The sequence below is a fragment of the Pseudoalteromonas sp. BSi20652 genome (assembly GCF_000239855.1).
In the GTDB taxonomy this organism is placed as follows: domain Bacteria; phylum Pseudomonadota; class Gammaproteobacteria; order Enterobacterales; family Alteromonadaceae; genus Pseudoalteromonas.
Genome location: NZ_BADT01000224.1, coordinates 1 through 24,327 on the forward strand (window position 1 = coordinate 1; position 24,327 = coordinate 24,327).

The window sequence follows — 24,327 nt, forward strand, 5'->3', positions numbered from 1 at the left end:
GGTTAAATTTGCAGCAGTCTGTTTGGTATTTAGGCAAGGCAGAGCCTATGTAGTGTGGTTATTCCCCATAAATGGGCGATAACGTAGCATTAATGCCAAACAGGCGCTGCCCAAAGGGTTCTTCCTAGGGGCTATTTACTCTTTGTTGCCTACATAGATGTAGGTAAGGGGCGTGAGCAGGACGCGGAAGCTTTGCTCGGTTTTTACTTATTCTTGCATGGATGTAAGCCATTAGAATAACGCAGGAGCAGTTATCGAGCCCACTAGGTTACAAACCTCGCGCCGCGATTAAATAGCCCCTAGTTTGAACAAATTTTAATCCGCAAAGATCAACAGACCCTAGTTAAGCTGCAGCCACTTTTAAACAACTAATGCTGCTAATAAGCTGAGACTGCTTATCAAAATAATTAAAGCGAATAGTTTTACTAACTTTTATATGGCTAATACTCACTGTCATTGCATCTTCTCTTTGCATATTTACACCATACTGGCCTTGCTCAGCTTTGCTGTAATGAAATGCTAAAAACTGCTCGCTTACAGGATGCCTTACGTCAACAAGTTGCTTAAATTGTTCTTTGCGCTTTTGTGTAACTGTTTCAAGTTCAACACCAGATGACGTTGCAAGCGATTCAACTTGGCAATCAATTAATTGTTTCCCGTCCCACCGAACAAAAGCGATGTGATTATTATTTAACGATAATTCATCCGAAAAAATACATAATTTAAAAGGCGCATAACCCGATAAATCCATATTTTGTAGTTGAGACAACGCTGGGAGTTTATTGCTCAGTAAATGTGGGATTAAAAGGCCTCTACTGTACTTTACGGCAGTAATATCAAATACACTTTGATAATCGTTTAATAAAGCCAATGTTTGCCCAGAATGCGATACACCAAGCCAAGTTCCCCCTCCCTGTGGATCAATAGGGTAAATGACATTGCCTTTGTGCTTAATTGGGGCGATTGCCATTTCTCGCGTTTTTTGCTCATCACGGTTAAAAAACAACTCGTAACCATCATCAGTTAGAAAATAGCTTAAAGTACACATATTAACTTTGCAGTGACTTTGATTGGCTTTTTTCTCTCAAAAAAGTTGCTGTACTTGGTGCTAATCCAAAGCTCTGATCGAGTGATTCTTTTTGTGCAAAAGTAATTTGTGAAATCATCGCATAGTGGTGTACTGCATGGCTGCCTACAAAAATAAGCTCTCGTGCTAATGATGTTGTTACCGTTTGTACATTTTTACTTTTAATTGAAACTTCACTTGAAAGTAACAGCGGTTTATTAAAATCGTCTGTACTTAGTTGTTCAATCCACGATGCTATTTCGGCAATTTTGTTTATTGCTGCGCGAGGGTTGCTTTCAATATTACTGCCGCGTAGGCGACTGTCGTAGTCAATATTGTTTATACCAAAGCCCGTCATTAATGCTTGATAATGATCGATAATGTGACGCATATGTGACCCCGCCGAACTAATAAAGTTAGGAGCAACGATTTGCGAATAATCCTCTTTAGTTACACTTTCAAGATAAGCGCGTCCTTGAGCGAGTATTTCTAACTGACTATTTAACATTGAATCGACTTTCCTCATTTACTACTGCAATCGTGTATGCATCACATAACGTTGAGTAAATTTTAATAATTTGTATTGTATAATTGACTAGAAAGCTGTTTTTAAAATTAACTTTCAAAATTTATAAGGAAAATGCATTTTACTTGCTTTTCAATTGAATAAATTAGAAATATAAATGAGCTTTTAAAATGATAAGAGTAGATAAAAGAGAATTAAATAACAAGGAAGAATAAAATAATATAAAGCAAATGGCGCTCTCGGTAGGGATCGAACCTACAACTCAGCCTCCGGAGGGCCACGTGATATCCATTTCACCACGAGAGCACATTTGTTGCCGCCACACCAACTCGCGATATCAGTGCTTTAGCATCTACAATGATAAAGAGATCTTTAAATAAATACCAGTAACATCAGCTTACATGCTTATTAATTGAACCATTTTAAATAAAACACTTCACAACAGCCTAAAAACACGCTATTTATTTGTACTTGATAATAAATAGTAACTGTTTAGCAACATTGTAACTATAGTTGTCGCTGTGCGAATTGATTTAATATGAGGAAATAATGATGAGTTTAATGTCTACTGAGCAAGTTGCTGAGTTTTTAGGTGTAAAAACAGAGCGAGTAAAACGTCTTGCTAGAGAAAGTTTATTAATTGCTAAGGCTGAAGATGAAAATGGTGAGCCACAATTTGATGCAGGCGAAGTAGCAAAATACAAAGAGCTTGCCGAACGCTTCGGTGGTCTTTAGCTTTTATAAAATATTATTAACTAGTTTAGTCAGCTGCGCGCGTAACGTTATAGATTTATTAGTTATGCTGCGCTCTTCATACCAGCCAATACACAACACTAAAAAAACAACTTATAATAATCTAACTTATCGATTGATGGCTCAAATTTGTTTGTTTTATCAATGCAATTTTTATAATTGTTTAACAGTGATTGTTCGCTGCGCTCATTAAGATCAAAGCTCACTGCAAGGGCTGCTAAATCGAAATACACGTCATTAGTTTGCGCGTACTCAAAATCAATTAAATACATACCTGAAGCATTCACAATAATATTGTCTTTTACTAGATCGTTATGGCAAAAACCCTCATCAAGTTGCATAGCTGTAACAGCTTTTAATGCCTGCTCTATTTGAGATTTGTGTTGCGTGTATACATCAGTACGTTGATAAAAATGCAGTTCTTTAGCTATATCCATTGGCGCGGTGGCTACATTGTAATTATGCACTTTAGCAAGTTTATTAATAAAACTAAGCGTTATATCCGATTGCGCACTCTTGCCTTCAATGTAATTAAATACCGCCAGTCTGTTTTGTTTATCGAACCCAACAAGCGCAGGACATATATTAAAGTTACTTAAAAAGCGCTGCGCTTGAAGGCCCGCATCGGGCCAGTGGCTTTTATAACACTTTAATAAGTATCCTTGTTGCTTGGTACGTATTAAAAAATTATCGTTACTAAAGCCATTAAGTAATCGCTCGCTTGAAACAATGCTTGTAGGCTCTATAAACGCACTACACATTTTTACTAACTGATTATGCTTAATCATTAATTAAAGCTGTGCTAGAGGCTTAGCTTGGCTTTGCTCGTATTCTTCATACCAGGTTTTAAAGCCCCATGCCGCCATAATTGTATAAAATATAAAGAGCGCAAGTGTTGGGTAATAACCTTTTTCGTAATATAAATACATAGACGCTGCATCTATTACTATCCAGTACAGCCAGTTTTCGAGCACTTTTTTTGCAACCAAGTAAGTGGTTACTACTGCAAAGCACGTTGTAAAGCTGTCAAGATAAGCAAAATCAGCATGAGTATAATTTTGCATTACATAGCCAATTACTATTGAGGCGACTGTGGTTAAGCTAATTAAAACAGCATGGCGATTTATCGGCCATGAAGTAATATTTAGATTTTCAGCTTTACCTCTTCGCCACACAATCCAACCAAATACAGCCATATACATATAGTAAAAATTAAGTAATGACTCCATTAATAGCGCGCCATTCCAGTACATAATGGTATAAATGAGTGTGCTAAAAAATGCAGCTGGCCAACACCAAAGGCTTTCTTTTATTGCTAATAACAAATAAGCCATAGACAACGCCACTGCAATGTATTCCCAATGCGACATTGCAGTAAAGCCACTTAAAGTTTGTGTTAAAAAGTCCATAGTACACGGTTACCATTAGTTTTCATGATTGTAATAGTTACTCAGGTGATAAATCGCCAGAAAGAAACTTACATACAAAAATTGCTTTGCCAAACTCTTCATACGAGCGTTTAATTTCGGTGCTAAGTACTTGCATTACTAAATCGTAATCACCAAAAATTTGAGTCGAAAGTGTATTTGTGATCACTTTTAAATCATCGTATTCGTTTAATCGGTCAATAAAACCTTTTATAAACGGGATATAATCTTCATGAAGAGGATATTTACTGATCTCTACTGATAATTTCATTTTAAACTCTTTATATTAATTATTTGATTTCAAAAAATCGTTCAATGCCGGTTCAATACAGTGTAAAATCATCACAACACTCAATCAAAATGAGCTAAATATGGCACGCAGAATCACTTATACATTTAAAAACCAACCACGCGAGATTAATTTCGCTAAAGATAAATACCACGACATGTATCAAGCAATTGCTGCTGCTGAAGGTATTGATCTAACTAATTACCTAAACATGGTACAACAAATAGAAATGACCTCAAAAGGGTCGGCCTCGGTTCGTAATTTTCGTGACCAAGAATTTGCCCGCATGGGCTTTAGCGATATTTATTTCATTAAAGAATAAATACCGCTATTTAACTATTGCTGATACTCATAACCTACGCGTGGTGTAATGTTACACAAAAGCTCGTAAGGAATTGTATCAGCACATAATGCTATTTCTTCTACCGGCAATTCAGGTCCCCACATAGTAACCCTGTCGCCCACTTTAATGTTACCTTCATTAGCGCCTATATCTACGCTAATCATATCCATTGCTACACTCCCTACAATACCATAACGCTTTTTACCAATTATAACGGGAGTACCTTCTTTAGCATGCCTAGGATAGCCATCGCCATAACCCATAGCCACAACAGCTAGCTTAGTTGGTTTATCGCTTTTCCAGCGGCCACCATACCCAACCGCTTCATTAGCTGGCACATTTCGTACTGCAATTACGCGCGTAGTTAAGCGCATAACGGGTTTTAATTTGTGTTGTTGTCCAATGCTATTAGCCATTGGCGATACGCCATACATCATCAGTCCTGGGCGTACCCAATCACCATGACTATTTGGCCATGCAATAATACCGGCAGAATTTGATAAACAATGCGCTTGGTCAATGCCATTCACTAAATTATCAAATAACATAATTTGTTGAACGGTTTTAGCATTATCAACATCATCAGCACACGAAAAATGGGTCATTAAATTAACGGTATTTTTGGCGTTAGCCGTTTTTTGCAATCGGTCATAAAACGCTTCAAATTGCTCTGGCGCAATACCTAATCGATGCATACCTGTATTAATTTTTAACCAGCATGTTATTGGTGCATCAAGTGCAGCCTCTTCAAGCGCTTCTAACTGGTACTCATCGTGAATAATGGTTTGAAAGTTATTAGCGAGTAATATTGGCAAGTCTGCTTTATTAAAAAAACCTTCTAGTAAAACTATTGGCTTTGTTAACCCTCCAGCTCGCAGAGCTAGAGCCTCATCAATACGTGCTACAGCAAATGCGTCAGCATCGCTCAAGCTTTGGGCAATCGTCACCAAACCATGCCCGTAGGCGTTTGCTTTTAGCACCGCCATTACTTTGCTATTTGGAGCAAAGCGTTTAACCTGCAAAAGGTTATGCGCAAGTGCAGTTAAATTAATTTCAGCAGTGGCTAAACGCATTAGTAATCATCATCTACCGCTGGTCCCGCGTAATTATCAAAGCGAGAAAATTGACCTTGGAATGTTAAACGCACTTTACCAATTGGGCCGTTACGTTGTTTACCTATGATAATTTCGGCAATACCTTTGTCAGTACTGTCTTCGTTATAAACTTCATCACGATAAATAAACATGATTAAATCGGCATCCTGCTCTATCGACCCTGACTCACGTAAATCTGAGTTAATAGGGCGTTTATCGGCACGTTGCTCAAGTGTACGGTTAAGCTGTGAAAGCGCAACAACAGGACACTTTAGCTCTTTTGCTAGTGCTTTAAGTGAACGTGAAATTTCAGCAATTTCGAGCGTTCTGTTATCAGCAAGGCTTGGTACACGCATTAACTGCAAGTAATCGACCATGATCATACTAATACCACCGTGGTCGCGGGCAATACGCCTTGCACGTGAGCGCACATCGGTCGGTGTTAAGCCCGATGCATCATCAACGTACATTTTACCTTTTTCCATCAACAAGCCCATTGTTGATGAAAGTCGTGCCCAATCGTCATCGTCTAACTGACCAGTACGTACCTTAGTTTGGTTAATACGGCCAAGAGACGCTAACATCCTCATCATAATTTGTTCAGATGGCATCTCTAGCGAGTAAATTAATACAGGTTTGTCTTGCGTCATTGCAGCATGTTCTGCAAGGTTCATCGCAAAGGTGGTTTTACCCATTGATGGACGCGCTGCAACAATTATTAAGTCAGATGGCTGTAAGCCCGTCGTCATTTTATCTAAGTCTGCATAACCTGTACTCACACCCGTTACACCATCTTGTGGTGACTGGTAAAGCTCTTCTATTTTATCAACGGTTTTTTCAAGGATGCTATGAATGCTTTGCGGGCCTTCATTATTTTTTGTTCGTTGCTCAGCTATTTTAAACACTTTGCTTTCGGCAAAATCGAGCAAGTCGTGACTGGTACGTCCTTCGGTGTTAAAACCGGCTTCTGCAATTTCGTTCGCTACGCCAATCATTTCACGTACAACAGCGCGTTCGCGTACAATACTTGCGTAAGCGTCAATGTTAGCAGCGCTTGGCGTGTTTTTAGCTATTTCGGCTAAATAAGCAAAGCCACCAATTCCTGCAAGTTTATTATTTTTTTCTAAACTTTCAGAAATAGTAATTAAATCTATCGGATCGCCAATCTCAGCAAGTGCCGTCATCGCCTCAAAAATTAACTTGTGCGTGCGGGTATAAAAATCCTGTGATACAACAAGTTCAGCTACGCGGTCAAAAGCTTGGTTATCAAGCATTAAGCCGCCTAAAACAGATTGTTCAGCTTCTATTGAATGGGGAGGAACTTTAAGAGTATCGACTTGCTTATCTGGTTTGGCCATAACTTCACAGTAGTAAAATTGAATGGCTCTATTCTATCGACTTGAAGGGGCTGTGCAAATAGAAAAGCAGGAAATCTTTTCCTGCTTTTTGTAATCGTGAAGGTGAATGAGCGTTATTTAATACGAAGCTCTATGCGTCCACTAATTGTATCCATTTCAACATTAGCATTACCGCCATTAATGCTAAATTCTAAATCACTGGCTGGGCCGTATTTAGCTTTACTGACTTTATCGCTAGTAACTTTATTAATGATTTTTCCATTAGCGTGCGCTTTAATTTCAAAATTTGCAGATATGCTGTCAGGAAAGTAAAAATCACCATCGCCACTTACCGATTCAAAACGTACATCACCGCCTTTTAAAAGCTCTTTAATATGTACTTCGGCTTCGCCATTTACCGTGTTAATACGTAGGTTTTTAATTGACGATAGCGTAAAGCTTATATCGCCATTTACATTTTCAAGGCGCACATCATTGGCGCTTGAGGTTGATTTAATATCGCCATTAACAGCGCTAAAACGTAGTTCACCACTTGATTCTCTATCGTTAATTTCACCATTTACGGTTTCAAATTGAATATTACCGTTTAAGTTCTCAGCGTTCACATCACCATTTACGGTGGTAAGCTTAATGTTGCCAGTAATATCATCTACCGTAATTTCGCCATTAACCACGTCAACTTCAGCGCCGTTTTTTAGATCTTTCGCAGTCACCGATACATTAACGCCAGCAAACTCTAAACTACTGCTTTTAGGCATAAATATGGTTAGGCTTGAGCCATCGCCATTATTACTCCAATTTGATTTACGTGGCATTTTTACAATAAACTGAGTTTTATCGCCATTTGTTTTAAGCTCATAACCCTCAGCTTTGTCATCAAGCTCGCCAGATACTTTAAATTCGTTTTTATCCCAGCCTGTAATATGTATATCACCGCGTTGGTTTTCAATAAAAATAGTGCCGCCACTTGGTACGTCTATTTGCTTATCTATTTTTTCACCCGCTAATACCGCCAACGGAAATAAGCTCAGTCCTAATAAAATCGCTTTCATATCGTACTCCTAAATGTGCTGCCAACGTGGCGCGTGCACCTTGTTAATTAAATCAAGTTGTTGTTGATATATTTGCGCTAACATTGTTAGTAGCGCTTGGTTTTGTGGCTCATTTTCAAGAACTTGCTTTATTGCTTGCTCTGCCTCTTCTAATTCCTGTAGCTGCGTTTGCCAATTAGTGGTCAATGCTTCTTTATTTTCATATTCAATTAACAAACTGTTTTTTTGCGCCGAAAAGTAATCACTTATAGCCACTACAGGTTGTGGTTCAGGCGCTATAAAAAATAAATTTACAGCAATTAAAGCGGCTAATGTGCAGGCAGCTATTGCTGTTAGTTTTGGCCAAATAGCAGTGCCTTTTAGGTCCTGCTTATTACTAATCATTGCTCGCTCAATTCCCGCCCACAGGTCTTTTTGTGGCGTAATTTTTTTATCAAGCGTGTTTAATGACTCATTTAAATAGTCGTCAAAGTTTGGTTTATTCATTTTCATACCACTCTTGTAATAACTGCCTAGCACGATGATATTGTGATTTACTTGAGCCAACAGCCATACCTAGTTTTTCGGCTATTTCTTCGTGCCTGTAACCTTCAATTGCAAATAATACAAATACCATACGTGCGCGCTCAGGAAGCCTTACTATTAATTTATCGAGGCCATCTAAACCTTGGCAATCGTTTGCTGATTGCTCATCCATACCGCTGTGTTCAATGCTCACTACTTTTTGCAGCCAATTTTTTTGCTTGCGTAAGTAACTAATAGCTACATTACTGGCAACACTGTAAAGCCAAGTAGAAAACTGCGAGCGACCGTCAAATTGCGCTATTTTATGCCATACCTGTACAAACACTTCTTGGGCTGCATCCTCAGCATGCGCTTGGTCGGCTAATAAGCGCAAACATAAACCGTAGACTCGTTTTATATGCAACTCATAGATCGTTGTGTATGCAGCCTGATCACCCAATTTAACACGCTCAATAAGTGTAGTTTCGCATAAAGGCGTTTGGTCGGGTTTAACGTGTAACATCCGTGATGTCGCCTTTTAATTATTATTATTGAGTTAGTGTATTAATAAGTTAGACGTAATGACAGTTCGAAAAGGTTTAAAGAGAATGAAAAAATAATTGAATAAAAAGGGGCTTATACGAGGTTGTATTTAACTGTGCCCTTAACTAGCAACTAACAAACGAAGTTAGCCAAATTACAGACACAAAAAAGCCGTGCTAATAGCACGGCTTTTATCGCTTAATTAAAAATTAAGCTTCAGCGATTACGATTACTTTAATAGTAGCCGTAACTTCTGAGTGAACTGAAATTGAAACGTCAAATTCACCAGTGTCACGAATAGTGCCTAAAGGTAAACGAACTTCTGACTTAGCAACTTCAACACCAACAGCTGAGATAGCGTCAGCGATGTCACGAGTACCGATTGAACCGAATAACTTACCTTCGTCACCAGCTTTAGATACTAATGTAACTTCAGCTAATGCTTCTAGTTTTTCAGCGCGTGCTTGCGCAGCAACTAACTGTTCAGCGATTTTCGCTTCAAGTTCTGCACGACGAGCGTCAAAAGTTTCAATGTTAGCTTTAGTCGCAGGAACTGCCTTACCTTGAGGGAAAAGGAAGTTACGTGCGAAACCAGATTTAACTACAACCTGTTCACCTAGGCTACCTAGGTTAGCGATCTTATCTAGTAGAATAACTTGCATGTTTCTACACCTTTTAAAAACTGTTAATCCGCTGCTTACTTATGTAAGTCAGTGTATGGAAGAAGGGCTAAGTAGCGAGCACGCTTAATAGCAGTTGCTAGCTGGCGCTGAAATTTAGCGCTAGTACCTGTGATACGGCTAGGTACGATTTTGCCACTTTCTGTAACATAGTTTCTAAGAGTAGCTAGATCTTTGTAATCGATTTGTTTTACGCCTTCCGCTTTAAAGCGGCAGAACTTACGACGTCTGAAATAACGTGCCATGAGATTAATTCCTCAAATAATTCTTTCTATATGCTGAGCATGCAAAACCAATTGGCTAAGGCCGTTACGACCTTCGTGGCGATTTAAAAAACCACTCACTTGCAATGCCTGCCCAACGTGCAAATGTTGAGTCTGTTGTTGCATTTGCTTTCCACTGGCAACTACCTGTAGCCTCACATAACTATTACGGTTAAGGTCAGCTTCGGTTTGCATCGATTTATGTTCTACAACAAAAATACAATGCGGGATGCCAGCAGGGCTTTGGCTAAACTTGGGAGTTTTACAAACTACCCCAGATATAACCAGCTGATTCATATATGGGCTAACCATTATAGTAACTGCTGATCACATGCCATGCTAGGACTCAAAACAATTAAGCAGCTGGTGCTTCTTTCTTCTCTTCTCTTGCAAGAGGAGACGCTTCAGTTTCAGCAGTTTTAGTGCGGATAACTAAGTTACGAAGCACTGCATCGTTGTAGCGGAAAGTAGTTTCTAGCTCGCTGATTACTTCAGTTGGTGCTTCAACGTTCATAAGAACATAGTGAGCTTTATGAAGCTTGTTAATTGGGTAAGCCAATTGACGACGGCCCCAATCTTCAAGACGGTGGATAACACCACCAGCTTCAGTGATAGAACCAGTATAACGTTCGATCATACCAGCAACTTGCTCACTCTGATCTGGGTGAACCATGAATACGATTTCGTAATGACGCATGGATATTCCTTACGGTTAATAGAGCCTTCTACCGTTTCGGCCGGTCGGTTTAAGGCAAGGAATTAATAGTTTAAAAGCCGAAATGAGCGCGCATTTTACGCTTAGACGGATAATTAAGCAAGCAGGTTTTTTTAAGCTTTTATAGATAAGAGTTAAAAGGTAATTATTACGAGCTTTGCTCGTCGCGCTAACAAGCTGCTCGCCTACCGCAAAAGTTAAGCGCAGAGTGCAATGTCTCTTGTAGAAGCCGAACTTACTCGCGTGAAAAGCGATAGCTTTTAATTGCTTAAGCTTTATGTTTACCCCGAAAATATAAACATTTACTCAAGCTTAAAACCGTGCAATTATTAAGCAATACATTATTAAATAAGGATATTTATGAAGCTTTTACTATCGCTTGTATTAATACTTACTTTTAGTACACCATTTTTAAGCCACGCAAAAACCAATACAACTGACATAACCGTTGGTAAAAAAGTCATTCTACAATCAAAAATACTTAACGAAGACAGACCAATCAGAATTTTCATACCTGACACTGTAAAAGACGATCAGCCGCTTTATGTTATTTATTTACTTGATGGTGTTGAGCACTTTCATACTGCGTCTGGTGTTGTTAAATCCCTTGTTGATTACGAGCAGATACCTAACGCAATGCTCGTTGGTATTGATACAACTAACCGTGTTCGCGATTATTTACCAAAAGTACAAGGTGAGCCTAAAACTGAGTTTCAAACCTTTGTTAAAAATAAATGGCCTGAAGCTGGGCAAACTGACGAGTTTTTGAAGTTTGTTTCTGACGAACTTATGCCATACATAAATTCTAACTACTCAACTAACGGCTACAGCACCTTAATTGGCCACTCTAATGCAGGTACTTTAGCGCTTTATACTTTAGCTAATCAGCCTGAGTTATTTAACAACTACATAGCTATAAGCCCAAACAGTTGGTGGAGTGATGAAGAATTAAAAAATAATATTATAAAATACACTAAAAACCCTAAAGGCGGTCAATCGTTATTTATTAGTGTAGCAAGTGAAGACGCACGCTTTTATACAGGTGTATTAAATACGTTAGTAAATTTAGAGCAACAAATGCCCACACAGCTTAAATGGGAATATAAGCATTACCCAAATTTTACGCATATGGGCACCATACTACCAGCGCTTAGCGATAGCCTAATTCACTTATTTAGCGACCTAATATTTAAGGTTACTGACGAGCACGGAAAGTTTGCTGATGTATCGCTCATTACAGGTTATTACCAAGCACTGAGTGATAAGTACGGGTTTGAGCTTAAAATTCCACAAGATGTATATGTAGAATTTGCTCATAGCCAGCAAAAATTTGGTAACACTGCTAAAGCTATTACCACGCTTAAACACTTTACTACCAACTACCCAAATGCAGCCTATTCTCACATGCGTTTATCGCAAGGCTATACTGCAAATAAGCAGTTTAAAGAGGCCGTCACTAGTATGAAATACGCATTAGAACTTGCTAAACAAAACTCACGCGACCCACTTTTAATTGATGCGCTCAAGGATATGGTGAATGAAGCACAAAAGAATTTGTAATTGATTTAACGCAAAGCGCTTTTTAGCTAACGATAGTAATTACGAGCTACGCTCGCGTAAAAAAGCGCAGATTTAATCTGTTTCAAACTACTTAAAAACAAAAAACCGATGTTTAAACTAAATATCGGTTTTTCTTTACTGAAAGCTGACAGCTAAAAACTGACTACTTTACTTTCTCGTTGGTTTTTTTCACTCAACCGATATCACTTTCCTATCGCTTCTTTGGCGAACAGGTGTTTTATTGGGCCTAAATTATCAACGAGTGACAGCCCGACTCCACGTATCAGTTTTTTAACCGGATTTGCACCTTCAAATAGCTCTTTTAGCCCTTGCATCATAGCTATGTGCTTTTGTGCATCAAGTTTGCGGGTACGCTCGTAATCACGAAGTGTGCGGGTGCTTGCAAACTCCTTACTGTCGCGTGTTAAAAGCTCAATTAAATAAGCCGCATCTTTTAGGCCTAGGTTCATACCTAGCCCTGCAAGTGGATGGATTGTATGTGCAGCATCGCCAATGAGTACCACTTTGCCTGAAACCCATTGCTGGGCGTAGCGCATTTTAAGTGGGAAAGCTGCGCGCGCACTTTGCACTTCACATAGCCCGCACTGTCCATCAATGGCTGCCATTACGGCTTTATTAAAGGCACTGTCGTCCATTGCAAGCAGCTCATCGCAGTGGTTTGGGCTGGTAGACCATACTATTGAATGCGTGTTGGCATCGCTCAATGGTAAAAACGCTAAAGGCCCTGTTGGTAAAAACACTTGGCGTGCGGTGTTTGCATGCGGCTCTTTAGTTTTAACCGTCGCGACTAGCGCATGGTGATCGTAATCTTTAAAGCTAAGCGCCATATTAAATTGTTTACGTATAGCTGAGTTTGCACCATCAGCTGCCACCAGCAGCTTTGCTATAATTGGTTCGCCGCTTTTAAGTGTTATAAATACATCAGATTCGCTTTGATGTATTTGCTGATACTGCGTATCAAACATTAGTGTTGCACTGCTTTGTTGCTCTAGCTCTTTTATAAGCGCAAGGCGGATAATGTCGTTTTCAACAATATGGCCTAAATGTTCAAGCTCAAGTTGCTCGTTATTAAACGCTATTTTGCCAAAGCTGTCGGCATCACGTACATCCATATGCGTATAAGCACACGCTCGCTGTGCGATAATTTCGGGCCATACGTTTAATTGTTCAAACAAGGTTTGACTTGCAATGCTTAACGCACTTACGCGCAAACCATATTCGTCAGTTGGTAATGCTTGTGTTGGTGCGCCGTCAAGTACAACGACGCTTATATCGGCTTTTGCCAATCCAAGTGCTAGTGTTAGCCCTACACAGCCGCCACCTACAATACAAACCTGTGCTTGCTTCATAAACGCCTACCTTGTTTAACTTGCCCCATTAACTGTTTAGCTAATGGCGCTTTTAATGCGGGAAATAAATCCATCGAAAACAACCCAATACTACGCCCCAATGCGAGCATTCGCGATGAGTTTGAAAAAAGCCTAACAAGTGCATCGGTTAAACTCATTACGGTTTTTATATCATCACTGCGCTTTTTTGAATATTCACGTGTAAACGCATAGCTGCCTAAACCGTGTTGGCTGTTTGCTATTAAATTACTAAGTACTTGCACGTCGCGAAGGCCTAAATTAAAACCTTGCCCTGCAATAGGATGAATAGCATGTGCAGCATTACCAATAACCACTGTACGGTGCGCAATTAAAGACTCAACTTGCCCATAAACGAGCGGGTAACTCGTGCGCATGCCCACTTTAGTAAATTGGCCACCGCGATAACCAAACGCGCTTTGCAGTGCACTTATAAATTCTTGTTCATTAAGTGCCATGTGCTGTTCAACCTGATCTTGGCGCATACACCATACTAACGAATAACGGTTGTTGCTCATGGGTAATAACGCCATAGGCCCGTTTTGTGTAAAACGCTCAAAAGCATGATTATTATGCCCACCAGCCACTTCTACATTAGCAATAATTGCGCCTTGTTCATAAGGCTGGGTATTAAAACCAAGCCCAAGTAAATTACGTGTGGGTGATTGTGCACCATCAGCAATAACCAATAGTGCTGCATTTAATTGCTCGCCGCTTTGTAAGGTAAGTGTATTGCTATGCAGAGTTTGCTCAATGGCAATTACGCTATCGGGGCACAAAAGCGTAATATTTGACTGCGTTAAACGCAGGTGGAGCGCTCGGCCAAATGGATTTACTTCTACTACGTAACCAAGTGAGGGCTTAGCAAATTCGTCGCAATTAATGTGCGCTTTGCCAAAGTGGCCTCTATCAGACACGCTCACTTTTTTGATTGCTGCGGTGTAAGGGGCATTTTGTTCAAACAAATTGAGGCTTTGTAAATACTCTACCGATTGCTGAGCAAGTGCAATGCTTCTGTCGTCAAAGCTTGGGTGGTAGTCGCCGGTTACTTGATTAGCTTCTACAACGGCAATATTTAACGCGGGATTAGTTTTAGCCACACTTAACGCGCAGCTTGCTCCCGCTAAACCACCGCCAATAACAACTACATCAAACTGCTTAGCCACTTTACTCTCCGAGCTTTATACGTTTTTAGCACTTTGCATAAGTGCTTCTATATCGCTAATTTTTTTAGGCACGCTTAGGGTCAAGTTTTCATGGCCGGTTTCGGTAACTAGCAAGTTATCTTCAATACGAATACCAATGCCTTTGTATTTTTGCGGTGCGCTTGAGTCTTCGCTGATATAAAGCCCAGGCTCTATGGTGAGTACCATACCTGGCTCAAATGCACGCTCAGCGTTATTTACTTTGTAATCGCCAACATCATGTACATCTAAACCAAGCCAATGCCCAAGCCCGTGCATGTAATATTCTTTACATGCACCTTTTGCCATTAGCTCATCAAAGTCGCCGGTTAAAATACCTAAATCAAGTAAACCTTGGGTCATTACTTCCATTGCACGTTTATTAGCATGCGACATGTAACCACCGGGTTTTACCTCATCAAAAGCAACTTCTTGCGCTTTAAGTACAATATTATAAATCGCGGCTTGCTCTTCGCTAAATTGACCATTTACCGGAAATGTACGCGTTATATCAGCAGCGTAACCTTGTAGCTCACAACCGGAGTCTATAAGTACCAAGTCGCCATTTTTTAATACGTCGCTATTTTGTGTGTAATGCAAAATATTAGCGTTGTCGCCACTACCAACAATTGTACCGTAAGCTGGATGCGGCGCACCGTTCATTGCATAATGATGATGTAGCTCTGCTTCTAATTGAAATTCAGTAGCTCCGGCATGCGAAAAACGCATGGCGCGCATGTGCCCTCGCGCACTAATTTCACAGCCTTCTCGCATAACATCTATCTCGCTTGGCGATTTAAACAAACGCATTTCGTGAATAAGGCCGCGTATTTCTTTTAAAGTACTCGGTGCTTTGAGGCCTTTTCGTGAGCCACTTCGAAGTGTACATAGTAACGAAAACACTTTGGTATCAAATAAGGGGTAAGCACCTTGTGCAAAATAAATGGCATCTTTTTCATTTAGTATATCGAGTAGCTTATCGTTTAATTCACTTAATGGATAAGCTTCATCAAACAAGTAGTCACTTTTAGCTTTATCAAAGCCAACTCTGCGGCCATGCCAAATTTCTGCAAGCTTGTCTTTATCTAGGCAAAATAAAGTACTGGGTGCATCGCTGTTATTACATAGTACAAGTACAGCGTCGGGTTCGTTAAAGCCTGTTAAATAGAAAAAGTCGCTATCTTGTCTAAATGCATATTCGGTATCGCGGCTGCGCGTAACTTCACTCGCAGCGGGAATAATAGCAACGCTATTTTCATCCATTTGAGCAAGTAAACGCTCGCGGCGTGCTTTAAATTCTGACTTTTGTACTTCAACCATTATTAACCAACCCGTTTTACTTTTTAAAAGTTAATGAAGTGTTTTTTTAGTACTTTGCGTGCTTTGCTCTTTACCAAGCTCTGCAAAACAAAGTAGTGCTGATACACGCACATATTCAATCACTTCGTGCAGCGCTTGGCTGTCTTCTTCTGTTTCTTCAAAAGTAGTATCTAGGCGAGTAATTTCGCTAAAGTCAGTAATAACTTCTTTAACATCGCTCGATAGCTTACCGTAATCTTTTTGCTTTAAACCAAAACCAAGCATAAAACCTGCTACCCATGATACGAGCCCATTAGCCTGATCGATGAGTGTTTCGTCGTCGCTTGGTAAAAATAAATCAAACTGAAATTCATCATCATTAAAGCTCGCGACTACTTGCTTATAAATAGTGCCAAAAAACTGCTTTAAATCGTTACTAAACGATTCACCATCGTTAAACACGTCGCTCAAAAGGCCTAAGTATTCTTTGTCGTCAATGGTTAAACCACACGCAAGTAAACCGCTAATCACACCATGCGCTTCGGCAGGCGATACAAATATTTCGTTTTTTTCTAAAAGCAGTTGAGCTTTTTCGTAATCGGGTAAATCGTTCATAATCGAATCTTCGCTTTGCAAGTTAAGCCAATGCTACCACTGGGTAAAAAGCAACTCCAATTAATTGTATGATCAAGCTCAAAAACCATGCGATAAAGTAAATGGCGAGTTAAAAATGCAGAAAAACTAAGCGAACGATATAATTTTTTACGTTTGGGGTTTAAGGATTGGGTTATGTCTTATATACTTGATTTGTTCCCTGGGGTACCGGAGCTTAGTTAAGTCCCTGAGCCGATAAATTTTATACCAGGGTTTCTGTTCGTATACTATTGTGCAGGCTCGGCATGTACCGAGAAGCCTACGGTAAACCGCAGATTCCCGCCCTGAAACCTTCTGGTTTCAGGACTGAAACCGAGTACCGTATCTTGGGGAACACCTTTTAGTAAAATCTCGTCTTTAAAAGGCTTTATCAAAAAAAATTAACCTTCCTGTTTATCTTCATATTATCTAAATTTTTATTCACTTATCTTCAATTGTCTCATACTACTTTTTAGCTTATAAAAAAGCCGCAGGTAATTACTTACCCACAGCTTTAATAATCACGTATTTAAAAGTGAAGTTATTTAAACCAACCTTGAAAACGCTCCATTAGCATGTAGTTTATTGGTACTAACAATAAAGTAATAAAGGTCGCAAAAATAATCCCAAACCCTAGGCTTACCGCCATTGGTATTAAAAATTGCGCCTGAGTCGCTTTTTCAAATAACAGCGGCATTAAGCCAATAAAGGTCGTTAAACTGGTTAGCATTACAGGGCGAAAACGCGATGCACCTGCAATTTTTATAGCATCGAGAACTTTACCACCTTCACTGCGCTTTTTATTAATAAAGTCGACGAGTACAAGTGAGTCATTTACTACTACCCCAGTTAGCGCAAGCATACCGAGTAAACTCATAATGGTTAAATCCATGCCCATAATCCAATGCCCTACTACAGCACCTATCATGCCAAATGGGATTACACTCATGACTATAATTGGTTGTAAGTAAGATTTAAGCGGTATTGCCAGTAGCGCATAAATTATGAAAAAGACAAACAAAAGCGCCCAAGCCAAGGAGCCAAACGACTCTCGCTGCTCTTTAGCTTCACCTTCTAGCTTGTAATCAACTCCTGGATATTGCTGCATAAGCCCATCTAGATACTGCTTTAAGTCAGCCTGAAGTATGGTCATGTTGGTGTTATTTTTTTCGATATCGGCTGTTACATTTAATGTGCGGTAACGGTCTATTCGATTAATAGTTGATGGACTTTGCCCAGCAGTAAGTGTTGCCACGTGCGATAAAGGCACTGAGCCACCATCAGGCGTATTTATAAGTATGTTTTGTAAATCAGCTACAGAGCGGCGCTCGTCTATAGGTAGGCGTACCATTACACGTACATCGTCTCTGCCTCGCTGAATACGTTGTGCTTGCGAGCCAAAAAACGAGTTACGTACTTGCCCAGCTACATTGACTCTATTTAAGCCCAGCGCTAAACCTTGCTCCGTAAGCTCTATTTGTAACTCTTCTTTACCGTCGGACATACTATCGGCAATATCAAATACCGTTGGATAGGTCGATAAACGGGTTTTAATGTGATCAGCCACGTCTTGTAAAATAGTCAACGAAGTGCCGCTAAGCTGAACATCAATGGGGTCAGAACTTCGGCCAATTTCGGCTCTAAACGTTAAACTTTCGGCGCCTGGTATGACGCCAATTAAATCGCGCCATTCGCTGGCGAGTTCTCGTGATCCTATGTCTGATTCACGCTTTTCAGCCGGTGTTATTTCAAAGCGTACAGAGCCTGAATTAGATACACCACCACGCCCGCCTGTTGTGGCTAAGATATTTAAAATAACGCTCTCCCCGGTATCAGGGTCGCGGTATTTTTCTTGTAATTGCTGCGCCTTTTGCGACATGTCAATTACGTATTTATTAGTTACTTCAAACGGTGTACCTGTTGGTAGTGTTAAGTTAACGCGGACTGTTTCGCTTGGTATGCGCGGGAAAAATACAAACTTAGTCCAACCGCTGGTGATCATGGTTAAAATTATAACAAATACACCAATAAACAAGCTTACCGAAGCCAATTTATGGCGCAGTGCTAAATTTAAAGTGGGTTGATAGTATTTTAAAATAGCGTTTTCAAATCCATCGGCAAAACGCTGTTGAATAACATCAAACTTTGAAGGTTCGCCTTTTTCGTGGCGTAGTTTTATATACTTTAAATGTGCTGGTAGTACAAATTTAGATTCAATCAATGAAAACAATAGTACAGGAATAACCACTACCGGTATTTGTGCAAACAAGGCGCCACGCGCCCCTTCAATAAAGGCCAAAGGTAAAAATGCAGCTACGGTGGTTAGTACACCAAATGTTACTGGTGTTGCTACTTCTTGAGTACCTAAAATTGCGGCTTGCTCGCCCGACTTAGCCGTTTTTAGGTGTGTATAAACGTTTTCGCCGGTAACTATGGCGTCATCAACAACAATCCCCAGTACCAATATAAAGCCAAATAAGCTCATAATATTAAGGGTTACGCCAAAAATAGGCATCGCTATAAACGCGCCCATAAACGAAACCGGAATACCAATAAATACCCAAAATGCAATTGCAGGGCGTAAAAACAAAGTAAGTAAAGCGAGTACTAAAATACCACCTTGTAAAGCATTGGTAGTAAGTGTCGAAATACGACTTTTAACCAGCTCTGAATCATCATCCCAGTAACTGAGTTTAAACCCTTGTGGTATTGAGCTTTGTTGCTCTTTTATGTAGTTTTTAACGTCGTCGGCAACAGTAATCGCACTTTGTGGGCCAATTCGATACACGTCAATAAATGCTGCTTGCTTACCGTTAAAGCGAGTACGTACTGGTGTTTCTTCAAAGTCGTCTTTAATTATTGCTATATCGCCTAAGCGAATAATAGTGCCGTCTGCTTGGTTTTTAACAACAATGTTGGCAAATTCATCTTTACGATATGCTTGCCCTTTAGAGCTTATAAGTACATCCCCTCCTTCTGTTTTCAAGTTACCAGCAGAAATATCAGAACTTGAGTTGGAAATAGCACTGGATATTTGTGCCAAGCTTAAATCATACTGACGAAGAATATCTTGGCTTACTTCAATGGCTATTTCGTAATCACGAACGCCGCTTAGCTCTACCTGCGTTACATTAGGTAAACGTAGAATTTGATCGCGTACTGTTTCTGCGTACTCGCGGGTTTCTTTTTCACCGTAATCACTCGATACTGTAACCGCAATAACTTCACGAATTCGCTCAGCAAGCGCTACTATCGGCTTTTCTGCATCGGCTGGAAAAGTGTTAATTGCATCAACACGACTTTTAATATCTGCTAAAAGCTCACGCGGGTCGTAACCGCTTTCCACCTCTATTGTTACAGAGCCAGAACCTTCAGAAGAGCGACTAAATATTTGCTTGATACCTTCTAAATCTTGAACCGCTTCTTCTATACGAATTGTTACGCCTTGCTCTACATCCTCTGGTGTTGAACCACGCAAACTCACGTTTACGCTTATCCTGTCTGTTTCGAATGAAGGAAATACCTCAAGCGGTATTTTACTTGATAAGCTAAAAAGTCCTGACAGTAACAACGTTACTAGCAATAAGTTAGCAGCAACATGGTTTTTGGCAAACCAAGCGATCATGGTTTATCTCCTTGCTTTGCTGCACGACGTTTTTTTAGCTCTTCAACACTAATACCCTGCTCTTTTGCTTTTTGCTCAAGCTGTTCTGGCGTCGGGCGCTTTCCTTTACCTTGCCCGTTAGGTCCTCGGCTTTTAAGTTGCTCAGTGCTTTGTTCGCCTAAAATACTTACCTGAGTACCAGAACTCACTTGTCCTAGTGGAGTAACAACCAGTTTATCATTTGGGTTTAATCCCGTTTTTATCATCGCTTGTGTCGCATTTTGCCAAGCAAGTGTAATGTCTTTACGCTTAAGTACACCACCTTCAACAATGTAAACGTAAGTCCCTTGATAAATTGTACTGTTAGGGATTATAAGTGCGTTAGGAACTGTTTTACCGGTAATTTGCGCTTTTATGTATTGCCCTATTTTTATTGGGTACTGGTTATTAGCCGTTGCTTTATATGGGTCGTTAATTTTAGCAACGACGTAAAGCTGTTGTGCACCTTCATCTATGGCACCTTCTGTACGCGCTAGTTGGCCTTGCCACGTTTGCTCACCCACTAAATCAGAGGTAAATTTAACAATTGAACCCACTTGGTTCTTAGCGCCATCGCGATATTGCTCTGGTAAATTTACAAACGGAAGATCTTTATTTTTAATTGGTAAACGAATCTCTACGCTATCGATTGCGTAAATAGTGGCAAGCTGGGTATTGTTAGTAACAACTTGCCCTAAATCAACACTGCGACTAAGTATACGACCCGCATACGGCGCGGTTATTTTAGTGCGCTCCAAATCAAGCATGGCTTTTTCAAGTACTGCTTGCGCCGATAAAACCTCAGCTTCTGCTGCGGCTAGTTGTGGCTCACGCAGTACTAAGCTGCTAGCCTGATTTGAGCCGCCAAGGCGCTTCCAATCGGTAATAGCTTGTTGCCCTCGCGCCTTTTCTTCTAATAAGCCTTGCTCTGCGGTTAATAAATTAGCTTGAGCAGATTTAACTTCAGCTTGATGATCTCTGTCGTCTAATTTTAAAAGTACATCGCCCTTTTCAAAAAAGCCGCCTTCTCTAAAGCCATCACTTACTTCAATTATTTGCCCAGATACCTGAGCAAATAATAAGCTTTGTGTACGTGGTTTTACCGTACCGTAGCTATCGATAATTACTTGGTAATTTTGTGGTTTAAGCTCAAGCGCAGCCACACTTATTGATGCTTTAGGAGGTGAGCCAAAGCGTCTAGTCTCTGGCGGATTTCCTTTAATAAACATAACAATTAAAATAGTGGCAATAATAACCACCGCTGGAATAATAATTTTTGCTGTTTTAGTTTTCATCATTATTGCTCTTTAGTTCACTTGAGGGCTTTGCAAAATCACCACCAAGGGCAACGTGTAAGTTAATTCTATTAGCTATTAATTGGTTTTTAATGTCGATTAAGGAGCTTTGCGCATCAAAAGACCGGTCTTGTGCGTCAAGCACAGTCGTGTAAGTTACCAAACCACTTTGATATTGCTCAAACGATAACTGCTCTGCTGCAAGTGCATTTTCTTGCGCTTCAAGGGTGCTGCTATATTGTGATTTAAGAGACTGCTGCTGTGAAATCGCATTTTCTACATCACCAAATGCATCGTAAAGTGTTTGTAAATAAAGTTGCTCTTGCTTTTGAGTATTAAGGCGCGCTATTTCTTCATTCGCTTTTAAGCGTCCGCCTTCAAAAAGTGGTGCTGAAATACTTCCCAATAACGACCATGCAAGGCTCGATGGAGAAAACAAGTCGCTTACTCTGTCGGTGCTATCACTTAGTGAGGTGGTTAAATCTAAACTTGGAAAGCGTTGTTTGTGCGCATACGCCAATGAAGCGTCGGTGGCTAAAAGATCATACCAACTTGCTCGCAGCGTAGGTTTACGTGTTATAAGTTCAGAAGGTAAACCTAGTGGAATATCGGTATTAATAACGGGTAAGTCGCTACTAGCAGTAATGGCACCTTTTGGGTATTCACCCAGTAAACGCTCAAGTACACGTGCTGAAGCCGATAGGCTCGCCGTTTGAGTGGCAATGCGAGCGCGTTCAGTATTGAGCTCATTACGGGCTAAATATACATCGAGTGCTTCGTTTATACCTTGGCGATAGCCAGACTCGATAATATCAAGGCTCTGCTGTGCATTGGCTTCGCGACGTTTAAATAAATCGAGTAATTGTTGCGATGTAACAACATCAAACCAGCCAGTTACTACATCAGCAACAAGTTGCTGTTTAGCTTGCTCAAACCTTGCCTGCTGCGCTAAATAGTTAAGATTAGCTTCGCGCTTAGCGTCAGAAAGCTTACCCCATAAATCAACCTCGTAAGTTAAATTTAAACTAGCTGAACTTGCGTTGTCGTAACTTACTGGGCGGTTGTCTTTACTGCGACTTGTACGCGTTGATAAATCGAGGCTTGGCCAAAGTGCAGAGCCCGATACTATAAGCTGTTGTTTTTGAATTTCTGCATCATAACTAGTTTGCAAAAGCTGTTGATTGTTTTTAAGTGCTTGTTGAACAAATTTATTAAGCGTAGGGTTTTGTAGCTGCGTAAGCCATTGCTCTTGTACTTTTAATACCGAGCTTGATACTTCTTGTTGCCATTGTTGTGGCATATTATTAGGCGCTTGCATGCGCTGCGACGAGTTAAAATCACTCGCACAGCCGCTAAGCAGTATCACACTAATTGCCAATAGGGTTGGCTTGCATTGCCAAATCATAATTAAACCTAAATTACTGCTATTTATGAACGTAATTCAAGCACTTTGGCAACTTTTGCTCAACCTACTTTACATAACATTACATAGCTAGCGATGAACGAACATAATAACCAGTTATACGGTAAAAATGAGTAAATGATCAGCAATTTGTTAATAATAAAAATTAACTTTTTGTGATGTGTCTAAGGGCATTAGTTATCTAAAATCACAATTGCCTGGCTTTTTAGAAGATGCAACTAATGAATTAAGTACGTCAGCTCGTCGTTATTTTTTAGGGTTAAGTGAAGAGCTTAATGAACCTGAACTCTGGTTAAGAGATTTACTAACATATTGAATCATGGCGATATTTAAATTTATTTTCTCTAGCCAGAGATTTTCAGTGAAAACAAGGCGAATTTACGCGTCAATAGCTGGCCTATTGCAAGTAAATTCAACGGAGTTAGCGCTGAAAATAGCTGCTCGAGATAGATTTATTATCCAGAGATCAGGTTAATTAGTTAACGGTTCAAATAAAGTTGGTTGATGGTGATGCTAAAGCGTTTACGAGTGACCGTCATGTCTCGCGTGGTTAGGGATAATACCAAGGCAGCATTCAACGGGAGAAAAGCCAACGTTGTTGGGGATTTCTAAACGAGGCAACACCTATTTAAGAACGCAATTAGTTAATCGCGCCAGAGCGGCACTGAAGCACTGTGAAAATAAAACCGGCCCAGTGAGCGTGAGGGCAAGGCAATTAAAAGAGCGCATTAATTACACTAACACGACCGTTGCTTTAGCGAATAAAATGACATGTATGGCGTGGGAGATGCTGCGTGACCAAGAAAATTACAAATTTAAAAGCGCAATTAAATAACACAATACATATGTTTTCTAAAAGTGCATTAGCAAACAACCTTTTAATATTGCTAAATAATAGAGATTGCTGGGATACAGTTTAGCACTGCCTTATAGGAAACCTTTTAATACCAAGGGCTGTAATAAGCCGCCGAATTGATGAGGTGATAGAGGCGGAAATCCATCAGGGCTAGACGTCAAATGATACCTCAACAAAAAGCCAAGTATATGGCTGCAATGCACTCTATTTCAACGATTCAAATTGTCTCGCAATCGCAGAGCATCTATATATGGTATTAGATATATAAAAACAAAAAAGCCTCGCAATAAGCGAGGCTTTAAAATAGTGGTGCCTCGACCCGGAATCGAACCAGGGACACGAGGATTTTCAATCCTCTGCTCTACCAACTGAGCTATCGAGGCACTTAAACAGTGCTAATTAACTTAAACTTCAAAGTTAATTTTTTACTAAA

The 24,327-nt window shown here is 40.0% G+C and carries 23 protein-coding genes, 2 tRNA genes, 1 other RNA gene and 2 pseudogenes; 5 read left to right on the plus strand and 23 right to left on the minus strand.

Going from position 1 to position 24,327, the window contains the following annotated elements:
- Positions 1–343 precede the first annotated feature (343 nt).
- From P20652_RS01430 to P20652_RS01420, 3 genes are all read right to left on the minus strand, one after another.
- Positions 344–1,048, minus strand: a complete 705-nt coding sequence (locus P20652_RS01430) for an NRDE family protein (RefSeq protein WP_008172422.1) — start codon at positions 1,046–1,048, stop codon at positions 344–346.
- Position 1,049: 1 nt separating this feature from the next.
- Complete coding sequence (locus tag P20652_RS01425; protein WP_237707159.1) at positions 1,050–1,592, minus strand: hypothetical protein; 543 nt, start codon at positions 1,590–1,592, stop codon at positions 1,050–1,052.
- Between the two features lie 231 nt (positions 1,593–1,823).
- Positions 1,824–1,898, minus strand: a tRNA-Arg gene (locus tag P20652_RS01420).
- A gap of 246 nt (positions 1,899–2,144) precedes the next feature.
- On the opposite strand from P20652_RS01420, the gene P20652_RS01415 reads away from it, so the two are divergent.
- Positions 2,145–2,327, plus strand: a complete 183-nt coding sequence (locus P20652_RS01415; RefSeq protein WP_008172426.1) for a hypothetical protein — start codon at positions 2,145–2,147, stop codon at positions 2,325–2,327.
- A 3-nt stretch (positions 2,328–2,330) separates the two neighbouring features.
- On the opposite strand, the pseudogene P20652_RS01410 reads toward P20652_RS01415, so the two are convergent.
- From P20652_RS01410 to P20652_RS01400, 3 genes and pseudogenes are all read right to left on the minus strand, one after another.
- Positions 2,331–3,133: pseudogene (locus P20652_RS01410) on the minus strand (phosphotransferase).
- 3 nt (positions 3,134–3,136) lie between these two features.
- Positions 3,137–3,754, minus strand: coding sequence for a nicotinamide riboside transporter PnuC (gene pnuC / locus P20652_RS01405; protein ID WP_008172430.1), 618 nt, complete (start codon positions 3,752–3,754; stop codon positions 3,137–3,139).
- Positions 3,755–3,791: 37 nt separating this feature from the next.
- Positions 3,792–4,043, minus strand: coding sequence for a hypothetical protein (locus P20652_RS01400; RefSeq protein ID WP_008172433.1), 252 nt, complete (start codon positions 4,041–4,043; stop codon positions 3,792–3,794).
- Between the two features lie 100 nt (positions 4,044–4,143).
- Here P20652_RS01400 and P20652_RS01395 point away from each other — a divergent pair, with 100 nt between their 5' ends.
- The gene (locus P20652_RS01395) at positions 4,144–4,383 is read left to right on the plus strand and encodes a DUF2960 domain-containing protein (RefSeq protein WP_008172434.1); all 240 of its coding nucleotides are present in this window, start codon (positions 4,144–4,146) and stop codon (positions 4,381–4,383) included.
- Between the two features lie 14 nt (positions 4,384–4,397).
- Here P20652_RS01395 and alr read toward each other — a convergent pair whose 3' ends face one another.
- The 9 genes from alr to rpsF form a co-directional block, all read right to left on the minus strand.
- A complete protein-coding gene (gene alr / locus P20652_RS01390; protein ID WP_008172435.1) occupies positions 4,398–5,477 on the minus strand; it encodes an alanine racemase in 1,080 nt (359 codons plus the stop codon).
- Complete coding sequence (gene dnaB, locus P20652_RS01385; RefSeq protein WP_007587308.1) at positions 5,477–6,856, minus strand: replicative DNA helicase; 1,380 nt, start codon at positions 6,854–6,856, stop codon at positions 5,477–5,479. Before dnaB ends, alr begins: the two co-directional genes overlap by 1 nt.
- A gap of 113 nt (positions 6,857–6,969) precedes the next feature.
- Positions 6,970–7,908, minus strand: coding sequence for a DUF4097 family beta strand repeat-containing protein (locus P20652_RS01380; protein WP_008172438.1), 939 nt, complete (start codon positions 7,906–7,908; stop codon positions 6,970–6,972).
- 9 nt (positions 7,909–7,917) lie between these two features.
- Complete coding sequence (locus P20652_RS01375; protein ID WP_033018125.1) at positions 7,918–8,400, minus strand: hypothetical protein; 483 nt, start codon at positions 8,398–8,400, stop codon at positions 7,918–7,920.
- A complete protein-coding gene (locus P20652_RS01370; protein WP_008172441.1) occupies positions 8,387–8,935 on the minus strand; it encodes an RNA polymerase sigma factor in 549 nt (182 codons plus the stop codon). The genes P20652_RS01375 and P20652_RS01370 overlap by 14 nt, the downstream gene beginning before the upstream one ends.
- A gap of 229 nt (positions 8,936–9,164) precedes the next feature.
- Positions 9,165–9,617 carry a 50S ribosomal protein L9 gene (gene rplI, locus P20652_RS01365; RefSeq protein ID WP_008172444.1) on the minus strand — a complete coding sequence of 151 codons (453 nt, stop codon included), beginning with the start codon at positions 9,615–9,617 and terminating at the stop codon, positions 9,165–9,167.
- 35 nt (positions 9,618–9,652) lie between these two features.
- On the minus strand, positions 9,653–9,880 hold the full coding sequence (rpsR, locus tag P20652_RS01360; protein ID WP_007378475.1) for a 30S ribosomal protein S18: 228 nt from the start codon (positions 9,878–9,880) through the stop codon (positions 9,653–9,655).
- A 12-nt stretch (positions 9,881–9,892) separates the two neighbouring features.
- Positions 9,893–10,210, minus strand: coding sequence for a primosomal replication protein N (priB, locus tag P20652_RS01355; protein WP_004588456.1), 318 nt, complete (start codon positions 10,208–10,210; stop codon positions 9,893–9,895).
- A gap of 43 nt (positions 10,211–10,253) precedes the next feature.
- On the minus strand, positions 10,254–10,595 hold the full coding sequence (gene rpsF / locus P20652_RS01350) for a 30S ribosomal protein S6 (protein ID WP_007378473.1): 342 nt from the start codon (positions 10,593–10,595) through the stop codon (positions 10,254–10,256).
- A gap of 378 nt (positions 10,596–10,973) precedes the next feature.
- On the opposite strand from rpsF, the gene P20652_RS01345 reads away from it, so the two are divergent.
- Entirely contained in the window at positions 10,974–12,173 is a 1,200-nt protein-coding gene (locus tag P20652_RS01345) for an alpha/beta hydrolase-fold protein (RefSeq protein ID WP_008172446.1), read from the plus strand.
- A gap of 203 nt (positions 12,174–12,376) precedes the next feature.
- Here P20652_RS01345 and P20652_RS01340 read toward each other — a convergent pair whose 3' ends face one another.
- Genes P20652_RS01340 through P20652_RS01325 form a run of 4 tightly spaced genes read right to left on the minus strand, consistent with a single transcriptional unit; the run spans position 12,377 to position 16,659 of the window.
- The gene (locus tag P20652_RS01340) at positions 12,377–13,543 is read right to left on the minus strand and encodes an FAD-dependent monooxygenase (protein ID WP_008172448.1); all 1,167 of its coding nucleotides are present in this window, start codon (positions 13,541–13,543) and stop codon (positions 12,377–12,379) included.
- Positions 13,540–14,727: a 2-octaprenyl-6-methoxyphenyl hydroxylase gene (gene ubiH, locus P20652_RS01335; protein WP_008172451.1), complete on the minus strand. Its 1,188-nt coding sequence runs from the start codon at positions 14,725–14,727 to the stop codon at positions 13,540–13,542. Before ubiH ends, P20652_RS01340 begins: the two co-directional genes overlap by 4 nt.
- A gap of 15 nt (positions 14,728–14,742) precedes the next feature.
- A complete protein-coding gene (pepP, locus tag P20652_RS01330; RefSeq protein WP_008172453.1) occupies positions 14,743–16,065 on the minus strand; it encodes a Xaa-Pro aminopeptidase in 1,323 nt (440 codons plus the stop codon).
- Positions 16,066–16,095: 30 nt separating this feature from the next.
- Positions 16,096–16,659, minus strand: a complete 564-nt coding sequence (locus tag P20652_RS01325; RefSeq protein WP_007587323.1) for a UPF0149 family protein — start codon at positions 16,657–16,659, stop codon at positions 16,096–16,098.
- A 193-nt stretch (positions 16,660–16,852) separates the two neighbouring features.
- Here P20652_RS01325 and ssrS point away from each other — a divergent pair.
- Positions 16,853–17,035: non-coding RNA, 6S RNA (gene ssrS / locus P20652_RS20015), on the plus strand.
- A gap of 183 nt (positions 17,036–17,218) precedes the next feature.
- Here ssrS and P20652_RS01320 read toward each other — a convergent pair.
- From P20652_RS01320 to P20652_RS01310, 3 genes are read right to left on the minus strand one after another with little or no spacing between them, the layout of a single operon-like run.
- Entirely contained in the window at positions 17,219–20,302 is a 3,084-nt protein-coding gene (locus P20652_RS01320) for an efflux RND transporter permease subunit (RefSeq protein ID WP_008172457.1), read from the minus strand.
- Entirely contained in the window at positions 20,299–21,615 is a 1,317-nt protein-coding gene (locus tag P20652_RS01315) for an efflux RND transporter periplasmic adaptor subunit (RefSeq protein ID WP_008172459.1), read from the minus strand. Before P20652_RS01315 ends, P20652_RS01320 begins: the two co-directional genes overlap by 4 nt.
- On the minus strand, positions 21,605–23,020 hold the full coding sequence (locus P20652_RS01310) for an efflux transporter outer membrane subunit (RefSeq protein WP_008172461.1): 1,416 nt from the start codon (positions 23,018–23,020) through the stop codon (positions 21,605–21,607). Before P20652_RS01310 ends, P20652_RS01315 begins: the two co-directional genes overlap by 11 nt.
- Positions 23,021–23,591: 571 nt before the next feature.
- Between P20652_RS01310 and P20652_RS21555 the strand changes: the two are divergent.
- A pseudogene (locus tag P20652_RS21555) lies at positions 23,592–23,873 on the plus strand (transposase); the annotation flags it as partial.
- Between the two features lie 328 nt (positions 23,874–24,201).
- Here the strand turns inward: P20652_RS21555 and P20652_RS01300 are convergent.
- Positions 24,202–24,277 (minus strand) — tRNA-Phe (locus P20652_RS01300).
- Between the last annotated feature and the right edge of the window lie 50 nt (positions 24,278–24,327).

What these genes read in the sequence shown, in the direction of transcription:
- P20652_RS01430 (WP_008172422.1), bottom strand. Translation starts at nt 1,048, where the DNA reads ATGTGTACTTTAAGCTATTTTCTAACTGATGATGGTTACGAGTTGTTT.
- P20652_RS01425 (WP_237707159.1), bottom strand. Translation starts at nt 1,592, where the DNA reads ATGAGGAAAGTCGATTCAATGTTAAATAGTCAGTTAGAAATACTCGCT.
- P20652_RS01415 (WP_008172426.1), top strand. Translation starts at nt 2,145, where the DNA reads ATGAGTTTAATGTCTACTGAGCAAGTTGCTGAGTTTTTAGGTGTAAAA.
- pnuC (WP_008172430.1), bottom strand. Translation starts at nt 3,754, where the DNA reads ATGGACTTTTTAACACAAACTTTAAGTGGCTTTACTGCAATGTCGCAT.
- P20652_RS01400 (WP_008172433.1), bottom strand. Translation starts at nt 4,043, where the DNA reads ATGAAATTATCAGTAGAGATCAGTAAATATCCTCTTCATGAAGATTAT.
- P20652_RS01395 (WP_008172434.1), top strand. Translation starts at nt 4,144, where the DNA reads ATGGCACGCAGAATCACTTATACATTTAAAAACCAACCACGCGAGATT.
- alr (WP_008172435.1), bottom strand. Translation starts at nt 5,477, where the DNA reads ATGCGTTTAGCCACTGCTGAAATTAATTTAACTGCACTTGCGCATAAC.
- dnaB (WP_007587308.1), bottom strand. Translation starts at nt 6,856, where the DNA reads ATGGCCAAACCAGATAAGCAAGTCGATACTCTTAAAGTTCCTCCCCAT.
- P20652_RS01380 (WP_008172438.1), bottom strand. Translation starts at nt 7,908, where the DNA reads ATGAAAGCGATTTTATTAGGACTGAGCTTATTTCCGTTGGCGGTATTA.
- P20652_RS01375 (WP_033018125.1), bottom strand. Translation starts at nt 8,400, where the DNA reads ATGAAAATGAATAAACCAAACTTTGACGACTATTTAAATGAGTCATTA.
- P20652_RS01370 (WP_008172441.1), bottom strand. Translation starts at nt 8,935, where the DNA reads ATGTTACACGTTAAACCCGACCAAACGCCTTTATGCGAAACTACACTT.
- rplI (WP_008172444.1), bottom strand. Translation starts at nt 9,617, where the DNA reads ATGCAAGTTATTCTACTAGATAAGATCGCTAACCTAGGTAGCCTAGGT.
- rpsR (WP_007378475.1), bottom strand. Translation starts at nt 9,880, where the DNA reads ATGGCACGTTATTTCAGACGTCGTAAGTTCTGCCGCTTTAAAGCGGAA.
- priB (WP_004588456.1), bottom strand. Translation starts at nt 10,210, where the DNA reads ATGGTTAGCCCATATATGAATCAGCTGGTTATATCTGGGGTAGTTTGT.
- rpsF (WP_007378473.1), bottom strand. Translation starts at nt 10,595, where the DNA reads ATGCGTCATTACGAAATCGTATTCATGGTTCACCCAGATCAGAGTGAG.
- P20652_RS01345 (WP_008172446.1), top strand. Translation starts at nt 10,974, where the DNA reads ATGAAGCTTTTACTATCGCTTGTATTAATACTTACTTTTAGTACACCA.
- P20652_RS01340 (WP_008172448.1), bottom strand. Translation starts at nt 13,543, where the DNA reads ATGAAGCAAGCACAGGTTTGTATTGTAGGTGGCGGCTGTGTAGGGCTA.
- pepP (WP_008172453.1), bottom strand. Translation starts at nt 16,065, where the DNA reads ATGGTTGAAGTACAAAAGTCAGAATTTAAAGCACGCCGCGAGCGTTTA.
- P20652_RS01325 (WP_007587323.1), bottom strand. Translation starts at nt 16,659, where the DNA reads ATGAACGATTTACCCGATTACGAAAAAGCTCAACTGCTTTTAGAAAAA.
- P20652_RS01320 (WP_008172457.1), bottom strand. Translation starts at nt 20,302, where the DNA reads ATGATCGCTTGGTTTGCCAAAAACCATGTTGCTGCTAACTTATTGCTA.
- P20652_RS01315 (WP_008172459.1), bottom strand. Translation starts at nt 21,615, where the DNA reads ATGAAAACTAAAACAGCAAAAATTATTATTCCAGCGGTGGTTATTATT.
- P20652_RS01310 (WP_008172461.1), bottom strand. Translation starts at nt 23,020, where the DNA reads ATGATTTGGCAATGCAAGCCAACCCTATTGGCAATTAGTGTGATACTG.